Annotated in this window: 25 protein-coding genes; 8 read left to right on the top strand and 17 right to left on the bottom strand. The window is 66.9% G+C overall.

Annotation, left to right across the window (positions count from 1 at the left end; all coding sequences use genetic code 11):
* Positions 1-64 precede the first annotated feature (64 nt).
* Both AC13GI_RS08025 and AC13GI_RS08020 read left to right on the top strand, forming a co-directional pair.
* Positions 65-2,143 carry an alpha/beta hydrolase family protein gene (locus tag AC13GI_RS08025; RefSeq protein ID WP_099819365.1) on the top strand — a complete coding sequence of 693 codons (2,079 nt, stop codon included), beginning with the start codon at positions 65-67 and terminating at the stop codon, positions 2,141-2,143.
* A 125-nt stretch (positions 2,144-2,268) separates the two neighbouring features.
* Complete coding sequence (locus AC13GI_RS08020; RefSeq protein WP_482995170.1) at positions 2,269-3,513, top strand: DUF819 family protein; 1,245 nt, start codon at positions 2,269-2,271, stop codon at positions 3,511-3,513.
* A gap of 112 nt (positions 3,514-3,625) precedes the next feature.
* On the opposite strand, the gene AC13GI_RS08015 is transcribed toward AC13GI_RS08020, so the two are convergent.
* The 5 genes from AC13GI_RS08015 to AC13GI_RS07995 are packed head-to-tail and all read right to left on the bottom strand — an operon-like array spanning position 3,626 to position 6,663.
* Complete coding sequence (locus AC13GI_RS08015; protein WP_100463868.1) at positions 3,626-4,105, bottom strand: hypothetical protein; 480 nt, start codon at positions 4,103-4,105, stop codon at positions 3,626-3,628.
* A gap of 46 nt (positions 4,106-4,151) precedes the next feature.
* Entirely contained in the window at positions 4,152-4,412 is a 261-nt protein-coding gene (gene minE / locus AC13GI_RS08010; RefSeq protein ID WP_005408532.1) for a cell division topological specificity factor MinE, read from the bottom strand.
* A 2-nt stretch (positions 4,413-4,414) separates the two neighbouring features.
* A complete protein-coding gene (gene minD, locus AC13GI_RS08005; RefSeq protein ID WP_099819368.1) occupies positions 4,415-5,224 on the bottom strand; it encodes a septum site-determining protein MinD in 810 nt (269 codons plus the stop codon).
* A 36-nt stretch (positions 5,225-5,260) separates the two neighbouring features.
* Complete coding sequence (gene minC, locus AC13GI_RS08000; RefSeq protein WP_099819369.1) at positions 5,261-6,064, bottom strand: septum site-determining protein MinC; 804 nt, start codon at positions 6,062-6,064, stop codon at positions 5,261-5,263.
* A 2-nt stretch (positions 6,065-6,066) separates the two neighbouring features.
* On the bottom strand, positions 6,067-6,663 hold the full coding sequence (locus AC13GI_RS07995) for a GNAT family N-acetyltransferase (RefSeq protein WP_482995171.1): 597 nt from the start codon (positions 6,661-6,663) through the stop codon (positions 6,067-6,069).
* 150 nt (positions 6,664-6,813) lie between these two features.
* Between AC13GI_RS07995 and AC13GI_RS07990 the strand changes: the two genes are divergently transcribed.
* From AC13GI_RS07990 to AC13GI_RS07975, 4 genes are all read left to right on the top strand, one after another.
* Positions 6,814-8,019, top strand: a complete 1,206-nt coding sequence (locus AC13GI_RS07990) for a sensor histidine kinase (RefSeq protein ID WP_099819370.1) — start codon at positions 6,814-6,816, stop codon at positions 8,017-8,019.
* Entirely contained in the window at positions 8,019-8,660 is a 642-nt protein-coding gene (locus AC13GI_RS07985) for a response regulator (protein ID WP_025873873.1), read from the top strand. Before AC13GI_RS07990 ends, AC13GI_RS07985 begins: the two co-directional genes overlap by 1 nt.
* A 245-nt stretch (positions 8,661-8,905) precedes the next feature.
* The gene (locus AC13GI_RS07980) at positions 8,906-9,979 is read left to right on the top strand and encodes a polyketide cyclase (protein ID WP_099819371.1); all 1,074 of its coding nucleotides are present in this window, start codon (positions 8,906-8,908) and stop codon (positions 9,977-9,979) included.
* A gap of 104 nt (positions 9,980-10,083) precedes the next feature.
* On the top strand, positions 10,084-10,455 hold the full coding sequence (locus tag AC13GI_RS07975) for a DUF423 domain-containing protein (protein ID WP_482995172.1): 372 nt from the start codon (positions 10,084-10,086) through the stop codon (positions 10,453-10,455).
* A gap of 258 nt (positions 10,456-10,713) precedes the next feature.
* Here AC13GI_RS07975 and AC13GI_RS07970 read toward each other — a convergent pair whose 3' ends face one another.
* Genes AC13GI_RS07970 through AC13GI_RS07945 form a run of 6 tightly spaced genes read right to left on the bottom strand, consistent with a single transcriptional unit; the run spans position 10,714 to position 14,697 of the window.
* Positions 10,714-11,523, bottom strand: coding sequence for a M15 family metallopeptidase (locus AC13GI_RS07970; protein ID WP_482995173.1), 810 nt, complete (start codon positions 11,521-11,523; stop codon positions 10,714-10,716).
* 9 nt (positions 11,524-11,532) lie between these two features.
* A complete protein-coding gene (locus tag AC13GI_RS07965) occupies positions 11,533-12,126 on the bottom strand; it encodes a PH domain-containing protein (protein WP_482995174.1) in 594 nt (197 codons plus the stop codon).
* Positions 12,123-13,412: an alpha/beta hydrolase gene (locus tag AC13GI_RS07960; RefSeq protein WP_482995175.1), complete on the bottom strand. Its 1,290-nt coding sequence runs from the start codon at positions 13,410-13,412 to the stop codon at positions 12,123-12,125. The genes AC13GI_RS07965 and AC13GI_RS07960 overlap by 4 nt, the downstream gene beginning before the upstream one ends.
* Before the next feature lie 2 nt (positions 13,413-13,414).
* The gene (locus AC13GI_RS07955) at positions 13,415-13,594 is read right to left on the bottom strand and encodes a DUF4177 domain-containing protein (protein ID WP_089239544.1); all 180 of its coding nucleotides are present in this window, start codon (positions 13,592-13,594) and stop codon (positions 13,415-13,417) included.
* The gene (locus AC13GI_RS07950) at positions 13,591-13,770 is read right to left on the bottom strand and encodes a type II toxin-antitoxin system antitoxin (protein ID WP_005412615.1); all 180 of its coding nucleotides are present in this window, start codon (positions 13,768-13,770) and stop codon (positions 13,591-13,593) included. Before AC13GI_RS07950 ends, AC13GI_RS07955 begins: the two co-directional genes overlap by 4 nt.
* 45 nt (positions 13,771-13,815) lie before the next feature.
* Positions 13,816-14,697, bottom strand: a complete 882-nt coding sequence (locus tag AC13GI_RS07945) for an SPFH domain-containing protein (RefSeq protein WP_380658016.1) — start codon at positions 14,695-14,697, stop codon at positions 13,816-13,818.
* 145 nt (positions 14,698-14,842) lie between these two features.
* On the opposite strand from AC13GI_RS07945, the gene purT reads away from it, so the two are divergent.
* Positions 14,843-16,030 carry a formate-dependent phosphoribosylglycinamide formyltransferase gene (gene purT, locus AC13GI_RS07940; RefSeq protein ID WP_482995176.1) on the top strand — a complete coding sequence of 396 codons (1,188 nt, stop codon included), beginning with the start codon at positions 14,843-14,845 and terminating at the stop codon, positions 16,028-16,030.
* 146 nt (positions 16,031-16,176) lie between these two features.
* On the opposite strand, the gene AC13GI_RS07935 is transcribed toward purT, so the two are convergent.
* Positions 16,177-17,385: an endonuclease/exonuclease/phosphatase family protein gene (locus AC13GI_RS07935; RefSeq protein WP_482995177.1), complete on the bottom strand. Its 1,209-nt coding sequence runs from the start codon at positions 17,383-17,385 to the stop codon at positions 16,177-16,179.
* A 37-nt stretch (positions 17,386-17,422) separates the two neighbouring features.
* On the bottom strand, positions 17,423-18,178 hold the full coding sequence (locus AC13GI_RS07930; RefSeq protein WP_049467687.1) for an arginyltransferase: 756 nt from the start codon (positions 18,176-18,178) through the stop codon (positions 17,423-17,425).
* 156 nt (positions 18,179-18,334) lie between these two features.
* Here AC13GI_RS07930 and AC13GI_RS07925 point away from each other — a divergent pair, with 156 nt between their 5' ends.
* The gene (locus AC13GI_RS07925) at positions 18,335-18,898 is read left to right on the top strand and encodes an EF-hand domain-containing protein (RefSeq protein ID WP_482995178.1); all 564 of its coding nucleotides are present in this window, start codon (positions 18,335-18,337) and stop codon (positions 18,896-18,898) included.
* Positions 18,899-18,949: 51 nt separating this feature from the next.
* Here AC13GI_RS07925 and AC13GI_RS07920 read toward each other — a convergent pair whose 3' ends face one another.
* The 4 genes from AC13GI_RS07920 to AC13GI_RS07905 form a co-directional block, all read right to left on the bottom strand.
* Entirely contained in the window at positions 18,950-20,167 is a 1,218-nt protein-coding gene (locus AC13GI_RS07920; RefSeq protein WP_482995179.1) for an RNA polymerase sigma factor, read from the bottom strand.
* A 187-nt stretch (positions 20,168-20,354) separates the two neighbouring features.
* A complete protein-coding gene (locus AC13GI_RS07915) occupies positions 20,355-20,870 on the bottom strand; it encodes a pathogenicity-like protein (protein ID WP_099819379.1) in 516 nt (171 codons plus the stop codon).
* Positions 20,871-20,874: 4 nt separating this feature from the next.
* Positions 20,875-21,795: an acyl-CoA thioesterase II gene (gene tesB / locus AC13GI_RS07910; protein WP_406779147.1), complete on the bottom strand. Its 921-nt coding sequence runs from the start codon at positions 21,793-21,795 to the stop codon at positions 20,875-20,877.
* 292 nt (positions 21,796-22,087) lie between these two features.
* Positions 22,088-22,864, bottom strand: coding sequence for an enoyl-CoA hydratase/isomerase family protein (locus AC13GI_RS07905; protein ID WP_099821022.1), 777 nt, complete (start codon positions 22,862-22,864; stop codon positions 22,088-22,090).
* Between the last annotated feature and the right edge of the window lie 5 nt (positions 22,865-22,869).

The raw sequence follows: 22,869 nt of genomic DNA, 5'->3' as shown, positions 1-22,869 counted from the left end.
TGGCCTTGGCAGGCCCGGCCGCACAGGCCTACCATCGGTTTTTTGCCGTCCTGCGGAGACCCCGATGAAACTGCGTCATGCCCTGCTGCCACTGAGCCTGCTGGCCGCCCTGCCCAGCGTCGCCGCTGCCCGTGGCCTGGAGATCCGCGACATGGTGGCCATGGACCGCGTCTCCGCGCCGGTACTGACCGCTGACGGCGGCACCGTGGTGTTCGCCAAGCGCAGCACCGATGCCAACCTCAAGGCCAGCACCGCACTGTTCGCGCGCAACCTGCGCACCCGCGATGCGGCGCCGCCGAAGCAGATCACCCCGGCCGGCTGGAACGTCAACTCGGCCTCGCTGTCGGCCGATGGCCAGACCGTGTATTTCCTCAGCGCCAAGAACGGCAGCCAGCAGCTGTACGCACAGCCGATCAGTGGCGGCGCCCCGCGCCAGCTGACCGATTTCCCGGTGGACGTGGACAGCTACCACGTGTCGCCGCAGGACGACCGCGTGCTGTTCAGCGCCGGCGTGTTCCAGGCCTGCGCCTCGGACCTGGCCTGCACCGAAAAGAAGCTGAAGGACATGGAAGGCGCCAAGGCCAGCGGCAAGGTCTTCGATTCGCTGTTCGTGCGCCACTGGGATACCTGGAACGACGGCCGCCGAAACACCTTGTTCGTCGCCCCGTTGCCGGCAGCCAAGTCCGGTGCGGTCAAGGGCGCTTCGGCGCTGAGCGCGACCATCGATGGCGATGCTCCGTCCAAGCCGTTCGGTGGCAATGATGATTTCGCGTGGTCGCCGGATGGCAGCAGCGTGGTCGCCAGCATCCGTGTGGCCGGCAAGCAGGAGTCGTGGTCGACCAACTTCGACCTGTACCGCTTCGATGCCGCCGGCAAGCAGGCGCCGGTCAACCTGACCGCGTCCAACCCGGCCTGGGATGCCGGCCCGGTGTTCAGCGCCGACGGCAAGACCCTGTTCTACCGCGCGATGAAGCGCCCGGGCTTCGAAGCCGATCGTTTCGGCCTGATGGCGATGGACCTGGCCAGCGGCAAGACGCGCGAGATCGCTCCGCAGTGGGACCGTTCGGCCGGTGGCATCACCCTGTCCGCCGACGGCGGCAGCATCTACACCACGGCCGACGACCTCGGCGAACATCCGCTGTTCCAGATCGACGTGGCCAGCGGCAAGGCCACCAAGCTGATCGGCGACGGCAGCGTCACTGCTGTGGACGTGGCCGGCAACAGCGTGGCCATCACCCGCAACAGCCTGAAGAGCAACGACCAGGTGCTGGTCGGCCTGCTGCCTGCTGCTGGTGAGCCGATTGGCGCGCTGCGCGCGCTGACCCCCGCCGCTGGCGAGGTGCTGAAGGACGTGTCCTTCGGTGACTACGAGCAGTTCGAGTTCAAGGGCTGGAACAACGACACCGTGCATGGCTATGTGGTCAAGCCGCACAACTACCAGGAAGGCAAGTCGTACCCGGTCGCGTTCCTGATCCACGGCGGCCCGCAGGGCAGCTTCGGCAATGGCTGGAGCTACCGCTGGAACCCGCAGACCTATGCGGGCCAGGGCTACGCCGTGGTGATGATCGACTTCCATGGCTCCACCGGTTACGGCCAGGCCTTCACCGATGCGATCAGCCAGCACTGGGGCGACCGTCCGCTGGAAGACCTGCAGAAGGGCTGGAGTGCGGCGCTGAAGAAGTACGACTTCCTCAACGGTGACAAGGCCTGCGCGCTGGGCGCCAGCTACGGCGGCTTCATGGTCAACTGGATCGCCGGCAACTGGAACAGCCCGTTCAAGTGCCTGGTCAACCATGATGGCGTGTTCGACCAGCGCATGATGGGTTACGCCACCGAAGAACTGTGGTTCACCGAGTGGGAGCAGGGCGGTACCCCGTACCAGAAGGCGGCGAACTATGAGAAGTTCAATCCGGTCAACCACGTGGCTGACTGGAAGAAGCCGATCCTGGTGATCCACGGCCAGCAGGACTTCCGCATTCCGGTCGAGCAGGGCCTGGCCGCGTTCACCGCTGCCCAGCGCCAGGGTATCGAATCGAAGTTCCTGTACTTCCCGGACGAAAACCACTGGGTGCTGAAGCCGAACAACAGCATCCTGTGGCATGACACCGTCAACGCCTGGCTGAAGCAGCACATCGGCAACTGATGTAGCGCCGAGGGGTCGGATCCCTTCCGCACGGCGGAAGGGCTCTGACCCCGCCATCGACCGTCCCTGGGGTCAGAGCCCTTTCGCATGGCGAAAGGGATCCGACCCCGAACAAGAGCGCCTGCATGCCCTCGACCGCCCTGATCCAGAACGACATCGTCGTCTTCGGTTTGATCGCCGCCACCCTCGGCGCCGTGTTCTGGACCGCTTCGCGCGAGCAGGGCCTGTGGAAGCGCTTCTATACCTTCGTGCCGGCGCTGCTGCTGTGTTACCTGCTGCCGGGCATCTACAACACGTTCGGCCTGATCGACGGGCAGAACACCAAGCTGTACAACCCGGTCGCGCGTGACATCCTGCTGCCGGCGGCGCTGATCCTGTTGACCCTGGCGGTCGACATCAAGGGCATCCTGCGGCTGGGGCCGAAGCTGGTGCTGATGTACCTGGGCGCCTCGGCCAGCATCATGCTGGGTGCGGTCGTGGCGTTCCTGGTGATGCGTGCTATCCATCCCGATACCGTCGCCGGCGATACCTGGGCCGGCATGGCCGCACTGGCCGGCAGCTGGATCGGCGGTGGTGCCAACATGCTGGCCATGCGCGAAGTGTTCGACGTCAATGCGACCACCTTCGGCCAGTTCGCGGTGGTCGATGTGGGGGTTGGCTACGTGTGGATGGCGGCGCTGATCTTCCTGGCCGGGCGCGCGGCGAAGATCGATGCACGCAGTGGCGCCGACACCTCGGCCATCGACGAACTGAAGGAGCGCATCGCGCGCTTCCAGGCCGAGCACGAGCGCATTCCCAGCCTCACCGACCTGATGCTGATCGTGGCCGTGGCCTTCGGTGGCGTTGGTCTTGCCCACGCCATCGGCGCGCCGCTGGCGGCCTGGTTCAAGGTCAATGTCAGCTGGGCATCGCAGTTCAGCCTGGATGCGCCATTCGTGTGGGTGGTGGTGCTGTCGACCACGCTCGGCCTGGGCATGAGCTTCACCCGTGCACGCACCCTGGAAGGCGCGGGCGCCTCGCGACTGGGCTCGCTGCTGCTGTATTTCCTGATCGCCTGTATCGGCATGCAGATGGATCTGCTGGCGCTGCTGGATCGCCCGTGGCTGTTCCTGCTCGGCATCATCTGGATCAGCGTGCACATCGTGCTGCTGTGGTGCCTGGGCAAGCTGCTGAAGGTGCCGTTCTTCTACTTCGCCATCGGTTCGCAGTCGAACATCGGTGGTCCGGCCTCGGCGCCGGTGGTGGCCGCCGCGTTCCATCCGGCGCTGGCGCCGGTGGGCGTGCTGCTGGGCACGATGGGGTATGCCACCGGCACCTATCTGGCGTATGTGGTCGGCATTACCCTGCGCGCGCTGGCAGGGCAGGGTTGATCCTGTAGAGCCGAGCCCATGCTCGGCTGCTTGTGCATTTGTGCAGGCAACGGCGAAGAGCAGCCGAGCGTGGGCTCGGCCCTACAGTAGATCCACGCCATGCGTGGATGCCTTACGCCTGCAGCAAACCGCGTTCGATCAACCACGCTTTTGCGTCTTCCGCATCCTGCTCGAACCACGCTTTCGTAGACCCCAACCGATACGTATACCCCCACGCATCCATGTCGGCCATCAGCCGCTCGCTGCCGACGCCGGGCAGGTGCCCTGCCAGCACGATCTGCAGGTAGCAGGTGGCGTCTTCTTCCGGCACCGAATCGGTGGCATCGGTATGCACCTGCGCGCGCCGCTCCGGCGGCAGCACGATCAGGTGGCAGGCCTCATGCAGCATCGAATGCACCGGCGTGTCATCGCGCACGTACACGTCGCTGGCGATGATGCCGGCCTCGGGCTCGCCCCAGTAACTGCCCGGGATCGGCTCGCCGGCCGCAACGTGGTGCAGGCGCAGCTCATGTGCAGCGAGCAGGCGCTGTGCATCGGCGAAGGCGATGTCGCCGACGCGGGTAACGTTCGGTTCGGGCGTGGTATCAGTCATGCGGATCAGGCAGCCCCGCCCATGCAGGCACGGGCGGGGCAGGGGGTCAGGGTTTGTCCGGGCCTTCAGGCAGCGCCACGGAGATGTCCAGCACGTCGTGCTGGCCATCCTTGACCAGGTCCACCTTCACTGCATCGACGTCGATGTTGACGTACTTCTTGATCACTTCCAGCAGCTCGCGCTGCAGCAGTGGCAGGTAGTCGGGACCGCCACGGTGGCTGCGCTCCTGCGCGATGATGATCTGCAGGCGGTTCTTGGCGGTTTCGGCGGTGGTCTTCTTCGCTTTGAGGAAATCAAACAGGCCCATGCTTACCCTCCGAACAGCTTGCTGAAGAAGCCCTTCTTCTCGACGTTGGTGAAGCGCATCGGGCGTTCTTCGCCGAGGATGCGTGCGACGGCGTCGTCATAGGCCTGGCCGGCAGCGGATTCGCCGTCCAGGATGACCGGCTCGCCCTTGTTGGAGGCATTGAGCACGTCGCCCGATTCGGGGATCACGCCGATCGCCTTCAGGCCAAGGACCTCCTCGACGTCGGCGATGCTGAGCATCTCGCCGCTTTCCACGCGCACCGGGGTGTAGCGGGTCAGCAGCAGGAAGGCCGGCACGTCCTGGCCGGATTCGGCCTTGTGGGTCTTCGAGTCGAGCAGGCCGATGATGCGGTCCGAGTCGCGTACCGAGGACACTTCCGGGTTCACCACCACCACCGCGCGGTCGGCGAAGTACATCGCCAGGAAGGCGCCCTTCTCGATGCCGGCCGGGGAGTCGCAGATGATGTAGTCGAAGCCGTCGGCGGCCAGGTCCTTCAGGACCTTGCCCACGCCTTCCTGGGTCAGCGCATCCTTGTCGCGGGTCTGCGAGGCAGCCAGCACGAACAGGTTGTCGAAGCGCTTGTCCTTGATCAGGGCCTGCTTGAGGGTGGCTTCGCCGTGCACGACATTGACGAAGTCGTACACCACGCGGCGTTCGCAGCCCATGATCAGGTCGAGGTTGCGCAGGCCGACGTCGAAGTCGATCACCGCCACCTTCTTGCCACGCTTTGCCAGGCCGCAGGCAAGGCTGGCGCTGGAAGTGGTCTTGCCGACGCCGCCTTTGCCGGAGGTGACTACGATGATTTCAGCCAAAGGACTTCTCCTGATGATTCTGTTTGAGGTGCTGCGTCAGTCCAGCGCAGCGATCTTGATCTGGTCCTGTTCCAGCCACACCTGCACGGCCTTGCCGCGCAGGGTTTCCGGGACATCGTCCAGCACCTTGTAATGGCCTGCAATGGCGACCAGTTCCGCATGGAAATCACGGCAGAAAATGCGTGCCGCGGTGTTGCCCTGGGCCCCTGCCAGCGCACGGCCGCGCAGGGTTCCGTAGATATGGATGCTGCCATCGGCGATGACCTCGGCGCCGGCGCCGACGGTGGCCATCACGGTCAGGTCGCAGTTTTCCGCATACAGCTGCTGGCCCGAACGCACGTTGCCCAGCTGCATGCGCCCCGGCTGTGGCGCGGCGGCATCGGCCGCCTTGCCCATCGGCGTGGCCGGAGCCGCTGCCGGTGCGGCCTTCGCCTCGGCCCGCGCGGCACGCCGCGGTTCCGGTGCGGGTGCCGGCGGCGGGGCAGGCTCTGCCTCGGCGCGCTCGTACTGGGCGCGGAACTTGGCCAGCAGCGGCAGGCCGAGCTGCTGCGACAGCAGGTCGACCGCGCTGGTGCCATAGGCCAGTGCCACCGGCAGTACGCCGGCACTGCGCAGGCCATCCACCAGCGCCTGTGCCGTCGCCACGTCGGGCACCTGGCTGAGGCCGCCGAAGTCGAGGATCACCGCCGCCCGGCCGAACAGCTTCGGCGCACGGCTGACCCGCTCCTGCATTTCCTGCACGAGGCGTTCAACATCGAGGGTGCGGATGCGCAGGTTGGCGATGCCCACCTGGCCGATCTTCAGTTCACCGGCCTGTTCGTAATCGAAATTCACCGCCACGCTCAAGTCCCCGTCGACCGCTGTGCCTGCGCCGGCAGCTGCCGGTCGCGTGCCCACGCCACATCAGGCAGCTTGCCGCCGTAGGTTTCGTTCACCCACGGGAAGCTGCACAGTTCCTTGGCCAGCATGCTGGCGCGCACGTCCACCTGCGGCATGGTGTTCTGGCCCAGCTCGCGGAAGCCGAAGCTGCCGTGGAAGAGCAGGGCGGCATCAGCGCCGTGGTCCAGGAACACCTCGCAGGTCATCTGCGGGTAGCGCAGCTCGGCGAAGCTCTGCGCATCGGCGTAGAACGCACGGCCGACACCACCACCGCGGCGGCGGCTGGCGACCACGATGCGGTCGATATAGAAGAAGGGGGTGTCCAGATGCTGCTTGAACCAGGCGAAATTGCTGCTGTCGTGCTGGCTGCCGCTGCCGAAGCCGATCAGGAAGCCGGCCAGGTTGCCGTCGCGCTCGGCGACGCGGAAATATTCAGCGGTTGCATAGAACAGGCGCAGGCGCTCGGCATCCAGGGGAAGGATAGCCAGGCCAGCATTGTTGTTCAAAGCCAGGACGGAATCGAGCTCGTGCTCGCGCACGTCGCGGATGACAATCGACATTGTGACTCCGTGGGGTAACGCGGTTGGTCCCATGTACGGACCCTGCGCATGATTATTGCATGCCCGGGGTGGGCTGCGGCATGAACAGGGGACCGCGCCGAACATGACTTTATGCCCTTGGGCCCTGACGCGCACAGGCTACGATGGGCCATGCTGGCCCGACTCAACCACAATGCGATGCTGCGCTACTCCGGGTTGTTCACCTGGGGCACCGTCGGCCTTTGGCTTGCGATCTACCTGATCGATCCGGTGTCGCTGACACTGGAAAGCCTGGACGGCGAGGCCGGCTTCCGGATCATCCCCTGGGCCTCGGCCTACCTGGCCTTCGGCTTCGTGTACTGGGTGCTGACGCGCTCGCTGGGCGAAAGCCGGCCCGGCTTCTTCGACCATGCCGCGCTGATCCTGCTGACGGCCTGCGCGATCGGCGTGAGCTATTTCTCCGGCACCGCGCTGGGCAGCATCCTGCTGATGGTGGTGGCCGGCCTGCTGCCCTGGTTGCTGGGCCCGCGCATCGGCGTGGTGTGGCTGGTGGCCAGCAACCTGGCCGTGCTGCCGGTCTACATCCAGCCTCTGGGCTTCCCGCCGGTCATCGCCGTGCTGCAGGCCGTCGGTTACATGGGCTTCTCCAGCTTCGTGTTCGTGATCGCGCTGGTGGCCCGCCGCCAGGCCGAGGCGCGCGAGGAGCAGCGCCGGCTCAATGCCGAACTGCGCGCCACCCGTGCGCTGCTGGCCGAAAGCGCACGGGTGAACGAGCGCACCCGCATTTCGCGCGAACTGCATGACCTGCTGGGCCATCAGCTGACCGCGCTGACCCTGAACCTGGAAGTGGCCGGCCACCTGGCCGAGGGCCAGGCGCTGGAGCACGTGAAGCGCTCGCATGCCCTGGCCAAGCTGCTGCTGGGCAACGTGCGCGAGGTGGTCAGCCAGCTGCGCGAGACCGGCGCCATCGACCTGGCCGCTGCCCTGCGTCCGCTGACCGAGCACGTGCCTTCGCTGGACATCCAGCTGGAGATCGAGGAGCCGCTGAACGTGGAAGACCCGCAGCGGGCCCACGTGCTGCTGCGCTGCACCCAGGAGATCATCACCAACACGGTGCGCCATGCCGGCGCCCGCCACCTGTGGCTGCGGGTGTACCGTGAGGTCCCGGACCTGGTGGTGGTGGAGGCCCGCGACGACGGTGTCGGGGCGGAAACGGTCAATGTGGGCAATGGTTTGCGCGGCATGCGCGAACGCCTGCAACAATGTGGAGGCCAGCTGCAGGTGGAGACCCGCCCCGGCGAAGGCTTCCGGCTGCGGGCGACGGTACCGGCAACGGTGCTGGCGGCCCTTACCCAGGTTCCTGAAGGAGTGCGTTGATGATTCGCGTCTGCCTGGTCGACGACCAAACCCTGGTGCGGCAGGGGATCCGCTCGCTGCTGGCGCTCGACGACGGCATCGAAGTGGTGGCCGAGGCCGCCGATGGCCGCCAGGCGGTCGAGCTGATCCCGCAGATCCGTCCGGACGTGGTCCTGATGGACATGCGCATGCCGGTGATGTCCGGGCTGGAGGCGCTGCAGGTGCTGTCACGGCAGGAACAGCTGCCGCCGACCATCATCCTGACCACCTTCGACGATGACCAGCTGGTGCTGGCCGGGCTCAAGGCCGGTGCCAAGGGCTACCTGCTCAAGGATGTGACCCTGGCGCAGCTGGTCGGGGCGATCCGCACGGTGGCCGATGGCGGTTCGCTGGTGCAGCCGGCGGTGACCCAGCGCCTGCTGTCCGGGCTGGAGCACATGCGCAACGACTTCGTCAGCCTGGACCGTCCCGACCCGCTGACCGACCGTGAGACCGAGATCCTGCGGCTGATGGCCAGCGGTTTCTCCAACAAGGAGATCGCCAATTCGCTGGGGGTCGCCGAGGGCACGATCAAGAACCATGTGTCCAACATCCTCTCCAAACTGGGCGTGCGCGACCGGACGCGTGCGGTCCTGAAAGCGTTTGAACTCCAGTTGGTGTGAGGAAAATCCTTTAGCGACAACGACTTGGCATGCAGTCCGGGGCCGGATTCAGGGTTGACCCCTGTTTGCCCCCTACTTGCCGGGTACGCGGATGCGTTACCCTTCGAATTCTTTGTGCATACAAATGCGCCGCCGGCACGGAAACCGGTGCGCCAATCCCGATAACCAATGCCCGCGAAGCCTGCTAGGATTGGCGCTTCGCTTCAATCAACCCGGCCGTGGGATCGGCCCCGGAGACTCTCTGAATGACCCGTATTATCGAGTTCCTGATCGCCTTGGGGATCGTGGCTGGCCTGTTCGTCATCATTGGCGTCTGTCTGCCGGGCGAGCGTCACATCACCGAAAGCATCGAGACCAACCGCAAGATGACGATCGTGTACGACACGGTCAGCAGTCTGCGCCGCTTCAAGGACTGGAACCCGCTGGTACTGCGCGATCCCGCCGTTGAACTGAAGCTGTCCGGCCCGGCCTCCGGCGTCGGTGCCACTCTCGACTTCACCTCCAAGGACCTGGGCACCGGTTCCTGGAAGGTGACCGAAGCCGAAGAGAACAAGCGTGTTGTGATCGCCGTCGACGATGCCTCCAAGGGTCACGACAAGGTCACCACCTTCACCCTGGAGCCGACCGGCAAGGGCGGTCGCAACGTCAAGATCACCCAGGACTACTCGGTGAAGTACGGCTTCGACCTGTTCGGCCGCTACGCAGGCCTGTATGTCAGCCGCCAGATCGGCGATGACATCAAGATGGGTCTGTCGCGCATGGCGAACATGCTGGCCACCGTGCCGAATGTCGACTACCGCACTTCCGAAGCGCCGCTGACCGATCTGGGTATCGTCGATGTCCCGGCCGAGGACCTGCTGGTCGTCACCGCCGGCAACGTCGATCGTGGCCAGGACTCCATCACCAAGTCCATCAAGGACAACCAGGAGTGGATCAAGCGCGTGATCGAGGCCAATGGCCTGGAAGCCGCTGGCCCGCTGCGTATCATCACCACCGATTTCGGTGCTGAGAAGTACGCCTTCGACATCGCCCAGCCGGTGAAGAAGAAGGGTGCCGAAGGCGTGCCGGCCGAACAGCTGACCGTCAAGATCGACGGTGGCGCTCCGGTCAAGTACGTCCGCGTTGCTCCGCACCGTTCGGCGCATGCGGCCTACACTGGCCACATGGCAGGTCTGGACGTTGCCCGCAGCGCCCTGCGCGCCTGGGCCGTGACCTCGGGCAACGAAGTCATCGACCGTCCGTACGAAACCTGGAAGGACGGCGTGGACAAGTCGTTCACCCCGGAAGCGACGTACGACATCTACTGGGCCGTCAAGTAAGCCTCGGCTGACCCATGTAGTGTTGGACACAAAAACGCGCCGCTTCCTGCGGCGCGTTTTTTTTCATCCCGAGCCCGGTGTCGGGCATTGCGCAAGGAGCTGTCATGTTCAATTCCGAACGACGCGCGCGTAAACCGTCGGTGCTGGCCTGCCTGGGGGCGCTGCTGGCGGCCGCCTCGATCGGTCTGTCCGCCTATGCCGCGCATGGCGTGTCCGATCCGCTGGCGCAGCAGCACCTGAACATGGCGGCGCTGTATGCGTTTGCCCACGGTGCGGTACTGGTGGCCCTCGGCCCACGCACGCAGGGTGCGATCGCGCATCTGGCGTTGTACGTGTTGCTGTTGGGCGTGCTGCTGTTCTCCGGCAGCCTGCTGGGCGGTGCGCTGTGGCAGTGGCCGACGCGGCTGGCGCCGGTAGGCGGCACCACGCTGATGGCCGGATGGGTGCTGCTGGCGATCAATGCATTGAGGCGGTGACCGCAGCGCCCACACATCGGTAGCGCCGAGCCATGCCCGGCTTCAAGCGCAGCGACCCGCTTCTGCCTTTTGCTCTCTTGTTCCATTCCGTGGCGAACGCACGCGGAAACTGTCCGTGGCCGGGAGGGTGGGCGGCGCAGGGGCGTAAGCGTCATGGATGGCGCGCCCGAGCTTACATGGACGTACTTGCAGCGGCCCCTGCGCCGCCCACCCTCCCGGCCAACCCGGGATCGCAGTCAAGCGTTCGCCACGAGGGGCTCAGCCGTTGGCCGGTTTCCAGCACCAGTGCCACGGTTCGTAGACGATCCCATGCGGGTTGTCGCGCGGATAGCTCAGATGGAACCCGTGTGCCCCTGCATTGGCCTGCAGCCACGCAAACGCGGCCGTCGCCTCAAAGGTCTCTTCTGCCGGCGCATCCCCCGGTGTGCCGATATCCAGCGCGTGACCGCTGTGGTGTTCGCTGAAGCCGGGCGCGGCATTGACCTGCAGGATCTGCGGCACGCTCTGCCCGCGCGCCAGCTTGCGCTCGAAAATGCCGAGCTGATACGCATGGCTGCGGAAGCCGGAGATCGCGTCCAGTGCAATGCCGTCCCGCGCAGCGTGCAGGCGCATCCGCCGCCAGCCCTGCGCTGCGCCGCGGCGCAGCCACAGCGGGCGCGCGAAGCGGTCACGTCCGGCGAAGTGCAGCAGGCAGGGCTCGGCCTCCAGCGCCAGCCCACTGTCCTGCGCATAGCGCTGCGCATCCAGGCCCAACTGTTGCAGGCGCTGCTGCAGGCCGGCCAGTGGCAGCCACTGCTCGTCCAGTGCAGCGCCAAACGGCCGTGACCGCGCGCCGTCCAGCAACGCCAGCGCTTCCTCCACGCCCGGTTCGCGCGGCAGACGCGGCACCAGCGAGTGCACGCCGTGCGCCAGTACCGCCGCCAGGTAGCGGCCATCCTGCTTGCGCCGCAGTACCCATTGCGCGCCCGCCAGCAGGCGGGCGTCGAGATTGCTGCGTGCGCGCAGCAGTGCGGCCGGCCACAATTCAACGGCCTCGGTATTGATCAACAGCGGAGTGGTGCGGTGCATCGATCCAGCTTACTGCCGTGGCGCCGTGGCGGCCACCTTGCGCAGCGCCTCCAGCAGCGTCTGCGGGCGCTCCAGGCTGAGCAGCAGGGTGCTGCCGCCGCGCACCGGAATCACCAGTGTGCGTGCGCGGTCGGTGACCAGGGCAAAGCCCTTGCCGCCGCCCTGCAGGCGGAAGTGTCCGGAGTAGAAGCCGGGCATGCTGTAGCCGTTGGTCTTGAAGCGGATGCCATAGCGGCGATCACGGCCCAGGTCGACCACCTCCGCCTGATCCAGCAGCAGGTCGGCCACCGGCGTGCGGCGACGGTACAGCGTCGAACGCACGTCCAGTACGCTATCTGCCAGCTCCACCCGGCGGCGGAAAAACGCCCAGCCCAGGCCGACGCCCATCAGCACGATCACCGCCAGGCTCCATGCCGCGCTGCCACCCATCAGGAAAAACGGGGGCGACAGCGTGACCTCCATCCAGGGAGCGTCGGTGCGGCTGTCGTGCAGCTGCGACCAGATGCCGACGCCGAGTACCGCCAGCAGGGGCAGCAGAACCCACAGCACTCGCAGCGATGAACTCTCGGCGACGTCGAACGGACGTGCATCACTGCCGCTCATCGTTGCGACTCCACCCAATGCGCGACGTCATCGATCAGCTGCCCATCGACGTGGCCCGGCCGCGCGTACTCCTTCAATGAACTGGAGCCGCTGCCAGCGATGCCGATATGGTTGAGGGCAGGGTAGGCCTTCCATTGCACATCCTTGCGATCAGCCAAGGCTTTTTTCCACAGTGCCCAATCCGTTTCCGGTACCTGGAAGTCGCGGCCGCCGTGCAGCATCAGCAGTGGTTTTTTCAGCGCCACCGCATCGCCCCGTGCGTTCACTGCTTCGATGCTTTTCCAGAACGTCTGCGGCACGCCCAGTGGCAGTTCGCTGGCGGCTGCAGGCGTGTCGCTGCGGGCGGCGGCGATCTGCGCCGCCAGCTTGTCCAGGAACGCCTGCTCAGGCGCGCTGATCGAGCCGTCCAGTGACAGCAGGTAGCGGTTCTGCTCCGGCAGCAGCTCAAGCAACGTGCGCGCCGGCGCGGCCCACAGGATCGCGCCGCGCGCCTGTGGCCAGCGGCTGGCGATGCGCGGGGCGAGCATGCCGCCCTGGCTGTGGCCGAGCACGAAGATCCGCTTGCCGTCGATGCGTGGGTCCGCCGCCAACGCGCTCAGTGCCGCAACGGCGTCGTCGGTGGTCTCGTCATCCACGTTGAAGCTGCCGCTCTGGAAATCCTGCGGGCGGGCATGGGTGCGCTTGTCGTAGCGCAGCACTGCGATGCCCTGTGCGGCCAGGCCGCGGGCAATGTCCAGGAACGGGCGGTTGCCACCAATGGTTTCGTCGCGATCCTGCGGGCCGGAGCCGTGTACCAGCACCACCGCCGGGAACGGCCCTTTGCCCTTGGGCAGGGACAGCGTGCCGGGCAGCGCACCGCGCGCCTGCGGCACGCTGAAATCGGCTTCGCTGTAGTTCGCGTCGGCAGGCAGCGGCGGTGCCTTGGCGGCCGGGGCCGGGCGCAGCAGCAGACCCGCTACTTTGTCCTGCGCGCTCACCGCCACCTGCGCGATCACCGCACCACTGGCGAACTGCAGCGGTACTTCCACCAGGTGCAGGCCCTGCTGCTCGCTGCTGTGCGCCGGCCCGCGCTGCTTCAGTTCACCCAGCGACTGCCACAGGCCCTGCAGCTTGTCGGCAGGCACGGCCGCGGCCATCTGCGGCGTCAGCATGGCTTCGGCATCGGCGATCCGCCCGGCCTGCAGGTGATCGAGCAGGCGTGCTGCGACCTGCTGCGGTTCACCCGCGGCTGCACTGGCGGACAACAGGGCGAGGGCAACAGCAAGCAACGAACGGCGTGCGCTCATGGTCACAGCTCCTTCTTGAAGACCAGCAGGGCCGGGCGCATCGGCGCCGGGATGATGATGTTGACCAGTTCCCAGCCCAGCTGGCCTTGGCGGCTGAGTTCGGCCTGGATGTCGTCGGCTTTCTGCAGGCCCATCATGGTGGTCTTGACCTCGACGGTCAGGTAGCTCCAGCGCTTGCTCATTCCTTGTCCTCCGGCGATGGCTTGGGTTTCGGCAGGCGTCCTGCCTTGCGCAGTGCGTCGCGCAGCACGTATTCGATCTGCGCGTTGAGGCTACGCAGCTCATCGTCCGCCCAGCGCTGTGCGGCCGCCAGGACCTCGGCGTTGATGCGCAGCGGATAGGCTTTTTTCTCGCTCATGCAGACTCCTGGCGGGGCGGTGGGGCGCCCCGTTGCGAGGGTGGCTCAGTACAGCGAGCCGGTGTTGACGACCGGCTGCGTGCCGCGGTCCGAGCACAGCACGGTCAACAGGTTGCTGACCATGTGCGCCTTGCGCTCCTCGTCCAGCTGCACCACGCCGTTCTTCTGCAGTTCGGCCAGCGCCATCTCGACCATGCCGACCGCACCGGCAACGATGCGCGTGCGTGCGGCGATCACTGCGTTTGCCTGTTGACGCTGCAGCATCGCCTGGGCGATTTCAGCGGCGTAGGCGAGGTGGCTGATGCGCGCATCGATCACCTGCACACCGGCATCGGCCAGGCGCTCGGCCAGTTCGTTCTTCAGGTGCTGGGAGATCTCGCTGGCGTGGCTGCGCAGTGCCAGCTGGCCGTCCTCGTGCTGGTCGTAGGGATAGCTGGTGGCCATCGCGCGCAGCGCCGATTCGGACTGGATGTGCACGAAGCTCTCGTAGTCGTCCACGTTGTAGACCGCTTCGGAGGCGTCGACCACCTGCCAGACGATCACCGCGGCGATCTCGATCGGGCTGCCGTCCAGCTCGTTGACCTTCAGCTTGCCGCTCTCGAAATTGCGCACGCGCTGGCTCACGCGGCGCTTGCTGAAGAAGGGATTGTTCCAGCGCAGGCCGTTGTCCTTGACGGTGCCTACGTACTTGCCGAACAGGCTGACCACCGCCGCCTGGTTGGGCTGCACGGTGTACAGGCCGGCCAGTGCGACCAGGGCCAGCGCGCCGATCAGCAGTCCGGTCAGGAGCAGCAGCACGTTGGGCGAGCCGGTGCTGGCCTTCGCCGCGACCCCGGCCACGAACAGGGCGCCACCGGCGAGGGCCACGACCAGGGACCCGGCAAGCGCGCCGAGGCCGTTGAGGGAGGACAGCGACTTCTCTTTCATGGCGGTACGTCCTTGAGGGTTCGAAATTAAGATATCAAAGTGATATCACGTGCGGGCTACCGTTCGTCGGCTGGGCTTCCTCAAGCGCTGCGGCTGGACCGGATAGAATGCCCACCCGCCTTCACATTGCTGCTGGAACCCCGCCATGGCCAAGCTTGGAACCCCGCTGTCCCCCTCCGCCACCCGCGTGCTGCTGCTGGGCTCGGGCGAACTTGGCAAGGAGGTGGCCATCGAGCTGCAGCGGTTGGGCGTGGAAGTGATTGCCGCCGACCGTTACGCCGATGCCCCGGCCATGCAGGTGGCACACCGCTCGCACGTGATCGACATGCTGGATGCGATGGCCCTGCGCCAGTTGATCGCGCAGGAACAGCCGCACCTGGTGGTGCCGGAGATCGAGGCGATCCATACCGAGACCCTGGTGCAGCTGGAACAGGAGCAGGGCCTGCGGGTGATTCCGACTGCGCGTGCGGCGCGCCTGACCATGGACCGTGAGGGCATCCGCCGCTTGGCCGCCGAGACGCTGGGCCTGCCGACCTCGCCGTACCGCTTTGTCGATACCGAGGCCGAGTACCGCGACGCCGTGGCTGCGATCGGCCTGCCGTGCGTGGTCAAGCCGGTGATGTCGTCCTCGGGCAAGGGCCAGAGCACGCTGCGCAGCGAGGCGGACATCGCCCCGGCCTGGGAGTACGCGCAGACCGGCGGCCGTGCCGGTGCCGGCCGCTGCATCGTCGAGGGTTTCATCGACTTCGATTACGAGATCACCCTGCTGACCGTGCGCCATGCCAGTGGCACCTCGTTCTGCGCGCCGATCGGGCACCTGCAGAAGGATGGCGACTATCGCGAAAGCTGGCAGCCGCAGCCGATGTCGGACAAGGCACTGGCGCGTGCCGAGGAGATCTCGCGCGCGATCACCGACGACCTCGGTGGCTGGGGCCTGTTCGGTGTCGAGCTGTTCGTGAAGGGCGACGAGGTCTGGTTCAGCGAAGTATCGCCACGTCCGCATGACACCGGTCTGGTGACGCTGGTATCGCAGGAACTCAGCGAGTTCGCGCTGCATGCGCGGGCCATCCTCGGCCTGCCGATCCCGCTTATCCGCCAGAGTGGCGCATCGGCCTCGTGCGCGCTGCTGGCGCATGGCGAGGGCGTGCCGTACTTCAACAACGTGGCCGCCGCGCTGCAGGTGCCGGACACCGCCGTGCGCCTGTTCGGCAAGCCCAGCGTGCATGGCCACCGCCGTGTCGGCGTGACCCTGGCACGCGCGGAAACCATTGACGAAGCGCGTGCCATCGCCCGCGATGCGGCCGAGGCCATCGGCGTCGAACTGCGCCCGTAAATCGGTAGCGCCGGGCCATGGCCGGCGGCCACATTCCAGTGGGTACCGACCGTTGGTCGATACAGATTTCCGGTGGGTACCGACCGTTGGTCGATACAGATTTCCGGTGGGTACCGACCGTTGGTCGGTACCCCATCAACACCGACTTACGGCTTCACGTCCACCCACACCAGGTGGTGGTCGCTGCCGTCGGCGATCTTCGCTTCGGCACTTTCATTGGCCGGCCAGAACACCCCGCTGCCGAGGTACTCGAAACCGGTCGAGGGCAGCACGTAGTCCAGGCGCATGGTGCCGGACTTCGGGCCGAAATCGCCGGTGGCATGGAACGGTGCGCCCTTGCGTTCGATGCCCTTCGCCGCATAGGCCAGGCTGGTCTGCTCGGCGCCGACGCTGCGCGGGGTGGGGTAGCGCAGGACGCGGGCGTTCTCGATCAGTTCGACGATCGCCTCGTGGCGGCCATCGCCATCGACCGGATCGTTGTTGAGGTCGCCAAGGATGACGAAGCGTGCATCCTGGGCCAGGCCACCGCACAGGCCCTTGTCGTCGCACAGCCACGGCTTGTCACCCTTGGACAGGTATTCCTGCCACAGGCGCAGTTCGTCGTGGTTGCGTGCGGCGTTGCGCTTTTCCGGGCCGTCGAACACCGGCGGCGTCGGGTGCGAGACCAGCGCGTGCACCACGCCGGCCGGGGTCTTCACCGGCACGTCCCAATGCGACTTCGACGACAGCCGCAGCTGCGACCAGACGCTGTCGTTGTAGAAGCTCTTGCCGGTACGCGGATCGATCGGGCGGATCGCGCCGGGCATCGCACTCCACTTCAGCAGCTGGAAGCTGCGCACCTTGGCTTCGTCGATCGGGTAGCGCGACAGCACCAGCATGCCGTACTGGCCCGGGTGCAGGCCGTAGCCCCAGGCGTCGTTGCCACGGCCTCGGCCTTCACCACCGACAATGCCGTTGTTGTCCAGGTCCAGGCCGCTGGGCACGCCGGTGTTCACCGGTGCCAGGTAGCGGTAGGCGAAGTGCAGCGGCTTGCCGCCACCGGGCTGGGCCACTTCCAGGTAGCGCTTCTGGAACAGGTCGGCGGCGCGATGGGCGTCGTCGAAGTCGAACTCGTTCAGCAGCACCAGGTCAGGGCGCGCCTGCTGCAGTACCGCGGCGATCTTGCGCGCGTGTTCGCTGTCGCCTTCCAGCTCCGCGATCAGGCCGCCGGCTTCGTCCGAATACAGCGAGGTGTTGTAGGTAGCCAGGCGCAGCGCTGCAGACGGTTTTTCGGTCATCGCGGGGGACGTGGCGAAAGCGGGAGCGGTGGCGCCACAGAGCAGGGCCAGGCCGAGGATCAGGGGTTTGGCGTTCATGGCCGTATTGTGCACCCGGCCCGGTGTCAGTGGTTTGTCAGCGTCCGTCCAGATCGTCATCGAAATCATGCCAGCGGCGGCCGTCGTAGGCCTCCAGCGGGCGGTAGCGTCGCTTGTAATCCATCTTCTGGTGCTCACGAATCCAGTAGCCCAGGTACAGGTGTGGCAGGCCCTCGCGGCGGGCCCACTCCAGTTGCTGCAGGATCGCGAAGGTACCCAGCCCGCGCGCGGCATGGGCGGGGTCGAAGAAGGTATAGACCGCCGACAGCCCGTGCTCGGTCACATCGGTCACCGCCACACCCAGCAGCTGGCTGGGCTGGCCGTCGTGGCCGGGCAGGCGCATTTCCATGAAGCGCGTGTGCGACCAGCTGCCGATCAGGAACTGCTCGAACTCGTGCGGGCCGTGGTCGTCCATGCCGCCCTTGGCATGACGATGCACCAGGTAGCGGTGGTACAGCTCGAACAGATCCTCACGCGGCATGGCTGCGGTGATGCGCACTTCCAGGTCGGCATTGCGGGCGGCGCAGCGGCGCTGGCTGCGGTCCGGGGCGAAGCGGGCCACCGGGATGCGCACGGCGACGCAGGCGTGGCAGTTCGCACAGTGCGGGCGATAGACCAGATCACCGCTGCGGCGGAAGCCCCAGCTCAGGGCCAGCGGATACAGCCCGCCAAGGCGACGGTCCTGCGGGTCCAGCACCAGATCGCGCGCGACCCGGTCTGGCCAGTACCCGCAGGGGTGCTCACCGGTCTGGAACAGTCGCAGTTCGTCGTCTCTGTCGCCGTGTCTCGCCATGGACACAGCATAGCTCCAGCCTGTCGCAATGGCGGCGACTGTCCGCCGGATGAATGGAACCGGCGGCTGCGTCAACCGAGGTCGTGGTCAGGCGTTGTTGTCCTCCGAGGGTGAGGTGTTCACCCCGATGCCAATCCCATTCCCAGGAGTGACCCCATGATCCGTACCCCCCTGCTGCTGGCCCTGCTGCTCGGCACCTCCGCGACCGGTATCGCCTTGGCCGCCGACGCCCCGACCGCTCCGGCACCGCGCCCGGCCAAGCTGGATGTCAATGGCGATGGCGTCATCGACCGCAGCGAAGCGGCGGCCAACCCGCGCCTGGCCGCGAAGTTCGATGAGCTGGACAAGAACAAGGATGGCAAGCTCTCCCGTGATGAGCTGCCGCGCTGGAAGCACGGCCGTCATGGTGGTCGCGGCGGCGAGCGCTGGGCCAAGCTGGACGCGAACAAGGATGGCCGCATCAGCCGTGAGGAAGCCAAGGCCGATCCGCGCCTGGCCGAGCGTTTCGACCAGCTCGATCTCAACAAGGACGGTTACCTGGACAAGGCCGACCGCGAGCTGCGCATGAAGCAGCATCGTGACGCCTGGTTCGCCGCCGCCGATACCAACAAGGATGGGCAGCTGAGCAAGGCCGAGTTCGACGCCGCCAAGGGCCCGATGCACGGTGGCCCGCGCCATGGCGGCCTGCGTGACGGCGCCGCGCCGAAGCCGCAGCGCTGATTTTCACTGCAGTGATCGACGACAACGCCGGCGTAATGCCGGCGTTGTCCGTTACAGGCGGCCGCTGTGCGTCATCGTGTAGGCCAGGGCACCGATGACCATCAGGTTCACCGCCATCATGCCGGTCAGGCCGTACATGGATTCGTACTTCCAGTTGATCCCGTGACGCCCACGCCGAGCTGCATCACGCGCGAGCAGCGGCGCCATGATGCGCCGCAGTGTCACCAGGCACTGGTAGTTGACCACGACCAGGCCCAGTGCCAGCACCAGCAGCTGCGCCCACATCGGCGCCTGCAGCAGCACGGTAAACAGGATGGCCAGGCACCAGCCCAGGCTCGTGCCCGTGCTGACATTGACGAAGCGGCGAACCTGCACCTGCTCGGCGCCGGTCTCGGCGTACGACAGCAGGAAACGGCCGCCGAGATAGCTGCCGAGCGCACCACCGACGACGCCGCCGATGATCGCGGCCCAGCTTGACGCAGGCAGCATCTGCAGCTGGCCCAGCGTAGCGGTCAACGTGCCCATCGCGGTACCGCCGGCGGCGCTGGCGCCACCGAGTCCGAGCTTGCTGCCGCCGATGCCGACGCCGGTTCCCAGCAGGATCGCCGCGCTGGCGGTGCCGGGCGCGGCGATCATCAGCATCGACACCACCGCCGTTGCGAACGCTGCACTGGGTGCACTGCTGCGTGCGAATTCGCCGAAGCGCTGCAGCAGGCCCTCGCGCACCTGCGCACGGGCGCGTGACAGGCGCTTGCGTACCGCCGCGTCGCTCAGCCCGAGCAGGTCAGCGACCTGCTGCGAATGCTGGCCCTCGCGGTAATACAGCAGCAGTACTTCGCGGCTATCGGCGGGCAGGGCGGAGATGATGTCTTCGGCAGCGATTTCCTCTTCCAGCCGTTGCAGGCGATCGGCCGCGCCGGGGGCCGGATCCGCTGCCATGGTCAATGCCACTTCGGCAGCCTCGCCGCTCAGCGGTCGGCCACGTTGCGCGCGCAGCCAGTCACGGGCGAGGTTGCGGGTGATCTGCCGCAGCCAGGGCAGGAAGCTGCTCGCGCTGCGCAGCTGGTGCAGCTGCTGCCAGCCCTTCACGAACGCTTCCTGGGCGATGTCCTCGCTGGCCTGGCGGTCGCCGGTGATGGCCAGGGCAATGGCGGTGACCGTGTTCTGGCAGGCCAGCACGATGCGCCCATAGGCATGCTGGCAGCCGCCGCTGGCGGCCGGCAGTTCGCGGTGCAGTGTGTCGTCGATGCTTGCGGCGAAGGTCGTCATGGCGGCGGGCTCCTGCAGGGATTGTGTCCCATGACGGAGGCGCGTGCGGAATGTGACCTGCCCTTTTCCGGTAGCGCCGGGCCGCGCCCGGCGCCTGTCCTGTCAGGCATTGTGGCCGCTGATGCAGGCCGCTGCGCTCGCCGGGCATGGCCCGGCGCTACCTGCGGTTGCCGGCCAGCGGCCGGCACTACTTCGCCGGCTGGATGCGGACCCGCACTTCCTCTTCTTCCGGCGGTGCCGGCGCGGCCGGTTGGGCTTGCTGCGGTTGCGGCTGGGCCTGCGGGGCGGGCACCGGGGCCGCGGGGGCAGGGGCGCCGCGATGGCGCAGGCCGATCACCAGCGCCACGCCGGCGATCACCACCAGCAGGGCGATGCGGATGCGCCAGGCCCAGCTGCGACCACCGGTGCTTTCCTGCACGTCATCGCGGAAGGCGAATTCGGCGGTCGGATGGTCACGGCGGGTGGTGTCGAGCAGGCGGGCGTCGCGCAGGATTTCGCGCGCACGCGGCTGGTCGTCGGCACGCACGACCCAGACCGCCGGGTAGGCACCGGCATTGCCCAGGTCGGTATAGCTGAACTGGCCGCGGCGGCGCGTCTTGTACGAACGCCCGTTGGTGACCTTCACCTGGATGTCGTGACTGCGCAGGAGCTCGGCCACGCCTTCCACGGTTTCCACGCGCTGGCTGCTGAAAATCTGACGCATCGGATCAATCCTTGGCCGGCACGGCGGCCGCTGCTGCCTGGTCCGGAACCACGCGGATCAAGCCTTCCTGGGCGGTGCTGGCAACCAGCACGCCATCACGGGTGAAGAACTGGCCACGGGCCAGGCCGCGCGAGTCCTGCGCGCTGGGGCTGTCCAGCGAGTACAGCAGCCAGTCGTCGGCGCGGAACGGGCGGTGGAACCAGATCGCGTGGTCCAGCGAGGCCATCTGCACGTGCGGATGGTAGTAGCTGATGCCGTGCGGGAAGGTCGCCGTGCCCAGCAGGTGGAAGTCCGACGCGTAGGCCAGCAGCGCCTGGTGCAGCTCGGGAGCATCGCCAACACGCTCGCTCAGGCGCAGCCAGACCTGGTGGTAGGGCGGGCGCTTTGGCGGGTTCAGTTCATCGCGCGGATAGACATGGCGGAACTCGAACGGACCACCGCGCGACAACCAGCGCTGCACCTTGATCGGCAGGCGTTCAAGCACTTCCGCCGGCAGCGGGCGGTTCGGTTCGATGTCTTCCGGCTGCGGCACTTCAGGCATCTTGTGCTGGTGCTCGGCACCGGATTCGGCCTGCTGGAACGAGGCCGCGCAGAAGAAGATCACCTTGCCGTGCTGGATCGCGGTCACCCGGCGTACCGAGAAGCTGCCGCCGTCGCGGGTACGGTCGACGTCGTAGACGATCGGATGGTCGATGTTGCCGGCGCGCAGGAAATAGGCGTGCAGCGAGTGCACATGGCGACCGTTGTCGACCGTGGCCTGGGCGGCCGCCAGGGCCTGGCCCAGAACCTGCCCGCCGAACACGTACTTGGTGCCGATGTCGCGGCTCTGGCCGCGGAACAGGTTGTCCTCCAGCCGCTCCAAGGTGAGCAGGTCGATCAGCTCGGAGACGACGGGTTCGGGCGTGTCGTTCAAGGGGGCGGCCACAGCGATGAAAGAGGGCTCGATTATACCGGTGCGCACGGCCCCCTCCTTCCCGTTTTCCACATGGCCCCACCCTCCAGCCAAGCGCCTCTCGGCTCGACAAGACGCTTGCGGTCAACTGTCGAAGGCCGGGCGGGGCCGGTTGCGGGGGCGTGAGCGCCATGGATGGCGCGACCGAGCTTACATGGACGTACTTGCAGCGCCCCCCGCAATCGGCCCCGCCTGGCCTCTCTACGGAAAGCGGCATTTGACGTGGACGTTGCCTCTGCGGGTGCCGGGCGGCAGCCCGGCCGCCTTACTTCCCCAGCCGGGCGACCAGCGCCTGCAGCGCGTTCTGCGCATCCGGGGCGAACCAGGCCTCGACGAAGCGGTCGAGCTGGATCAGGTCCGGGTGCAGGGCGTCGTGCAGTTCGGCGCGGGCGATGGCCCGGGTCAGCAGCATCGGCTGCCGCGGCTGCTTCAGCAGGTCCTGCAGCCAGGCTACCGCACGGGCCACCACCAGCTCGCCATCAACCAGTTCATCGACCAGGCCGATCTGTAGTGCCTGTTCGGCGGGGACCAGTGCGCCGGTGGCCAGCAGGACGCTGGAGCGGTGTGCGCCCACCGCACGGCGCAGCAGGCGCTGGATGCCCTCCGGTGCAATCAGGCCGACCTGCACCTCGTTCAGGCCGATGGCGTACGGGCGCGCCGGATCGGCACTGCGCGCCATCACCCGGTAGTCGCAGCACAGGGCCAGCACGCAGCCGCCAGCCGGTGCATGGCCGGTGATCGCCGCAACCACCGGGATGCGGCTCTCGGCAAGCGTGCGTACCGCGCCGAAGAACGCGTTCCAGGTGTCCAGCAGCTTGTGCTTGTCATCGCCATGCGAGAGCAGGTGCGGCACGTCCATGCCGCCGGTGAAGATGCGCTCGCTGCCGGACAGCACGATGCCGTGCGCGTCCTCGGCCATCGCCAGTTCGATGGCATGGATCAACTGCCGGCACAGCTCGGTGTCCAGGGCATTGACCGGCGGCCGCGCCAGCCGCAGTTCGCGGATGGGGCCATGGTTGATCACCTCGATGAGCGTCGTCATGCTGC

The sequence above is a fragment of the Stenotrophomonas sp. 82F1 genome (genome assembly GCF_056861525.1).
Note: the sequence above shows the minus strand (reverse complement) of the source record. Positions and strands in the feature narration are given on the sequence as shown.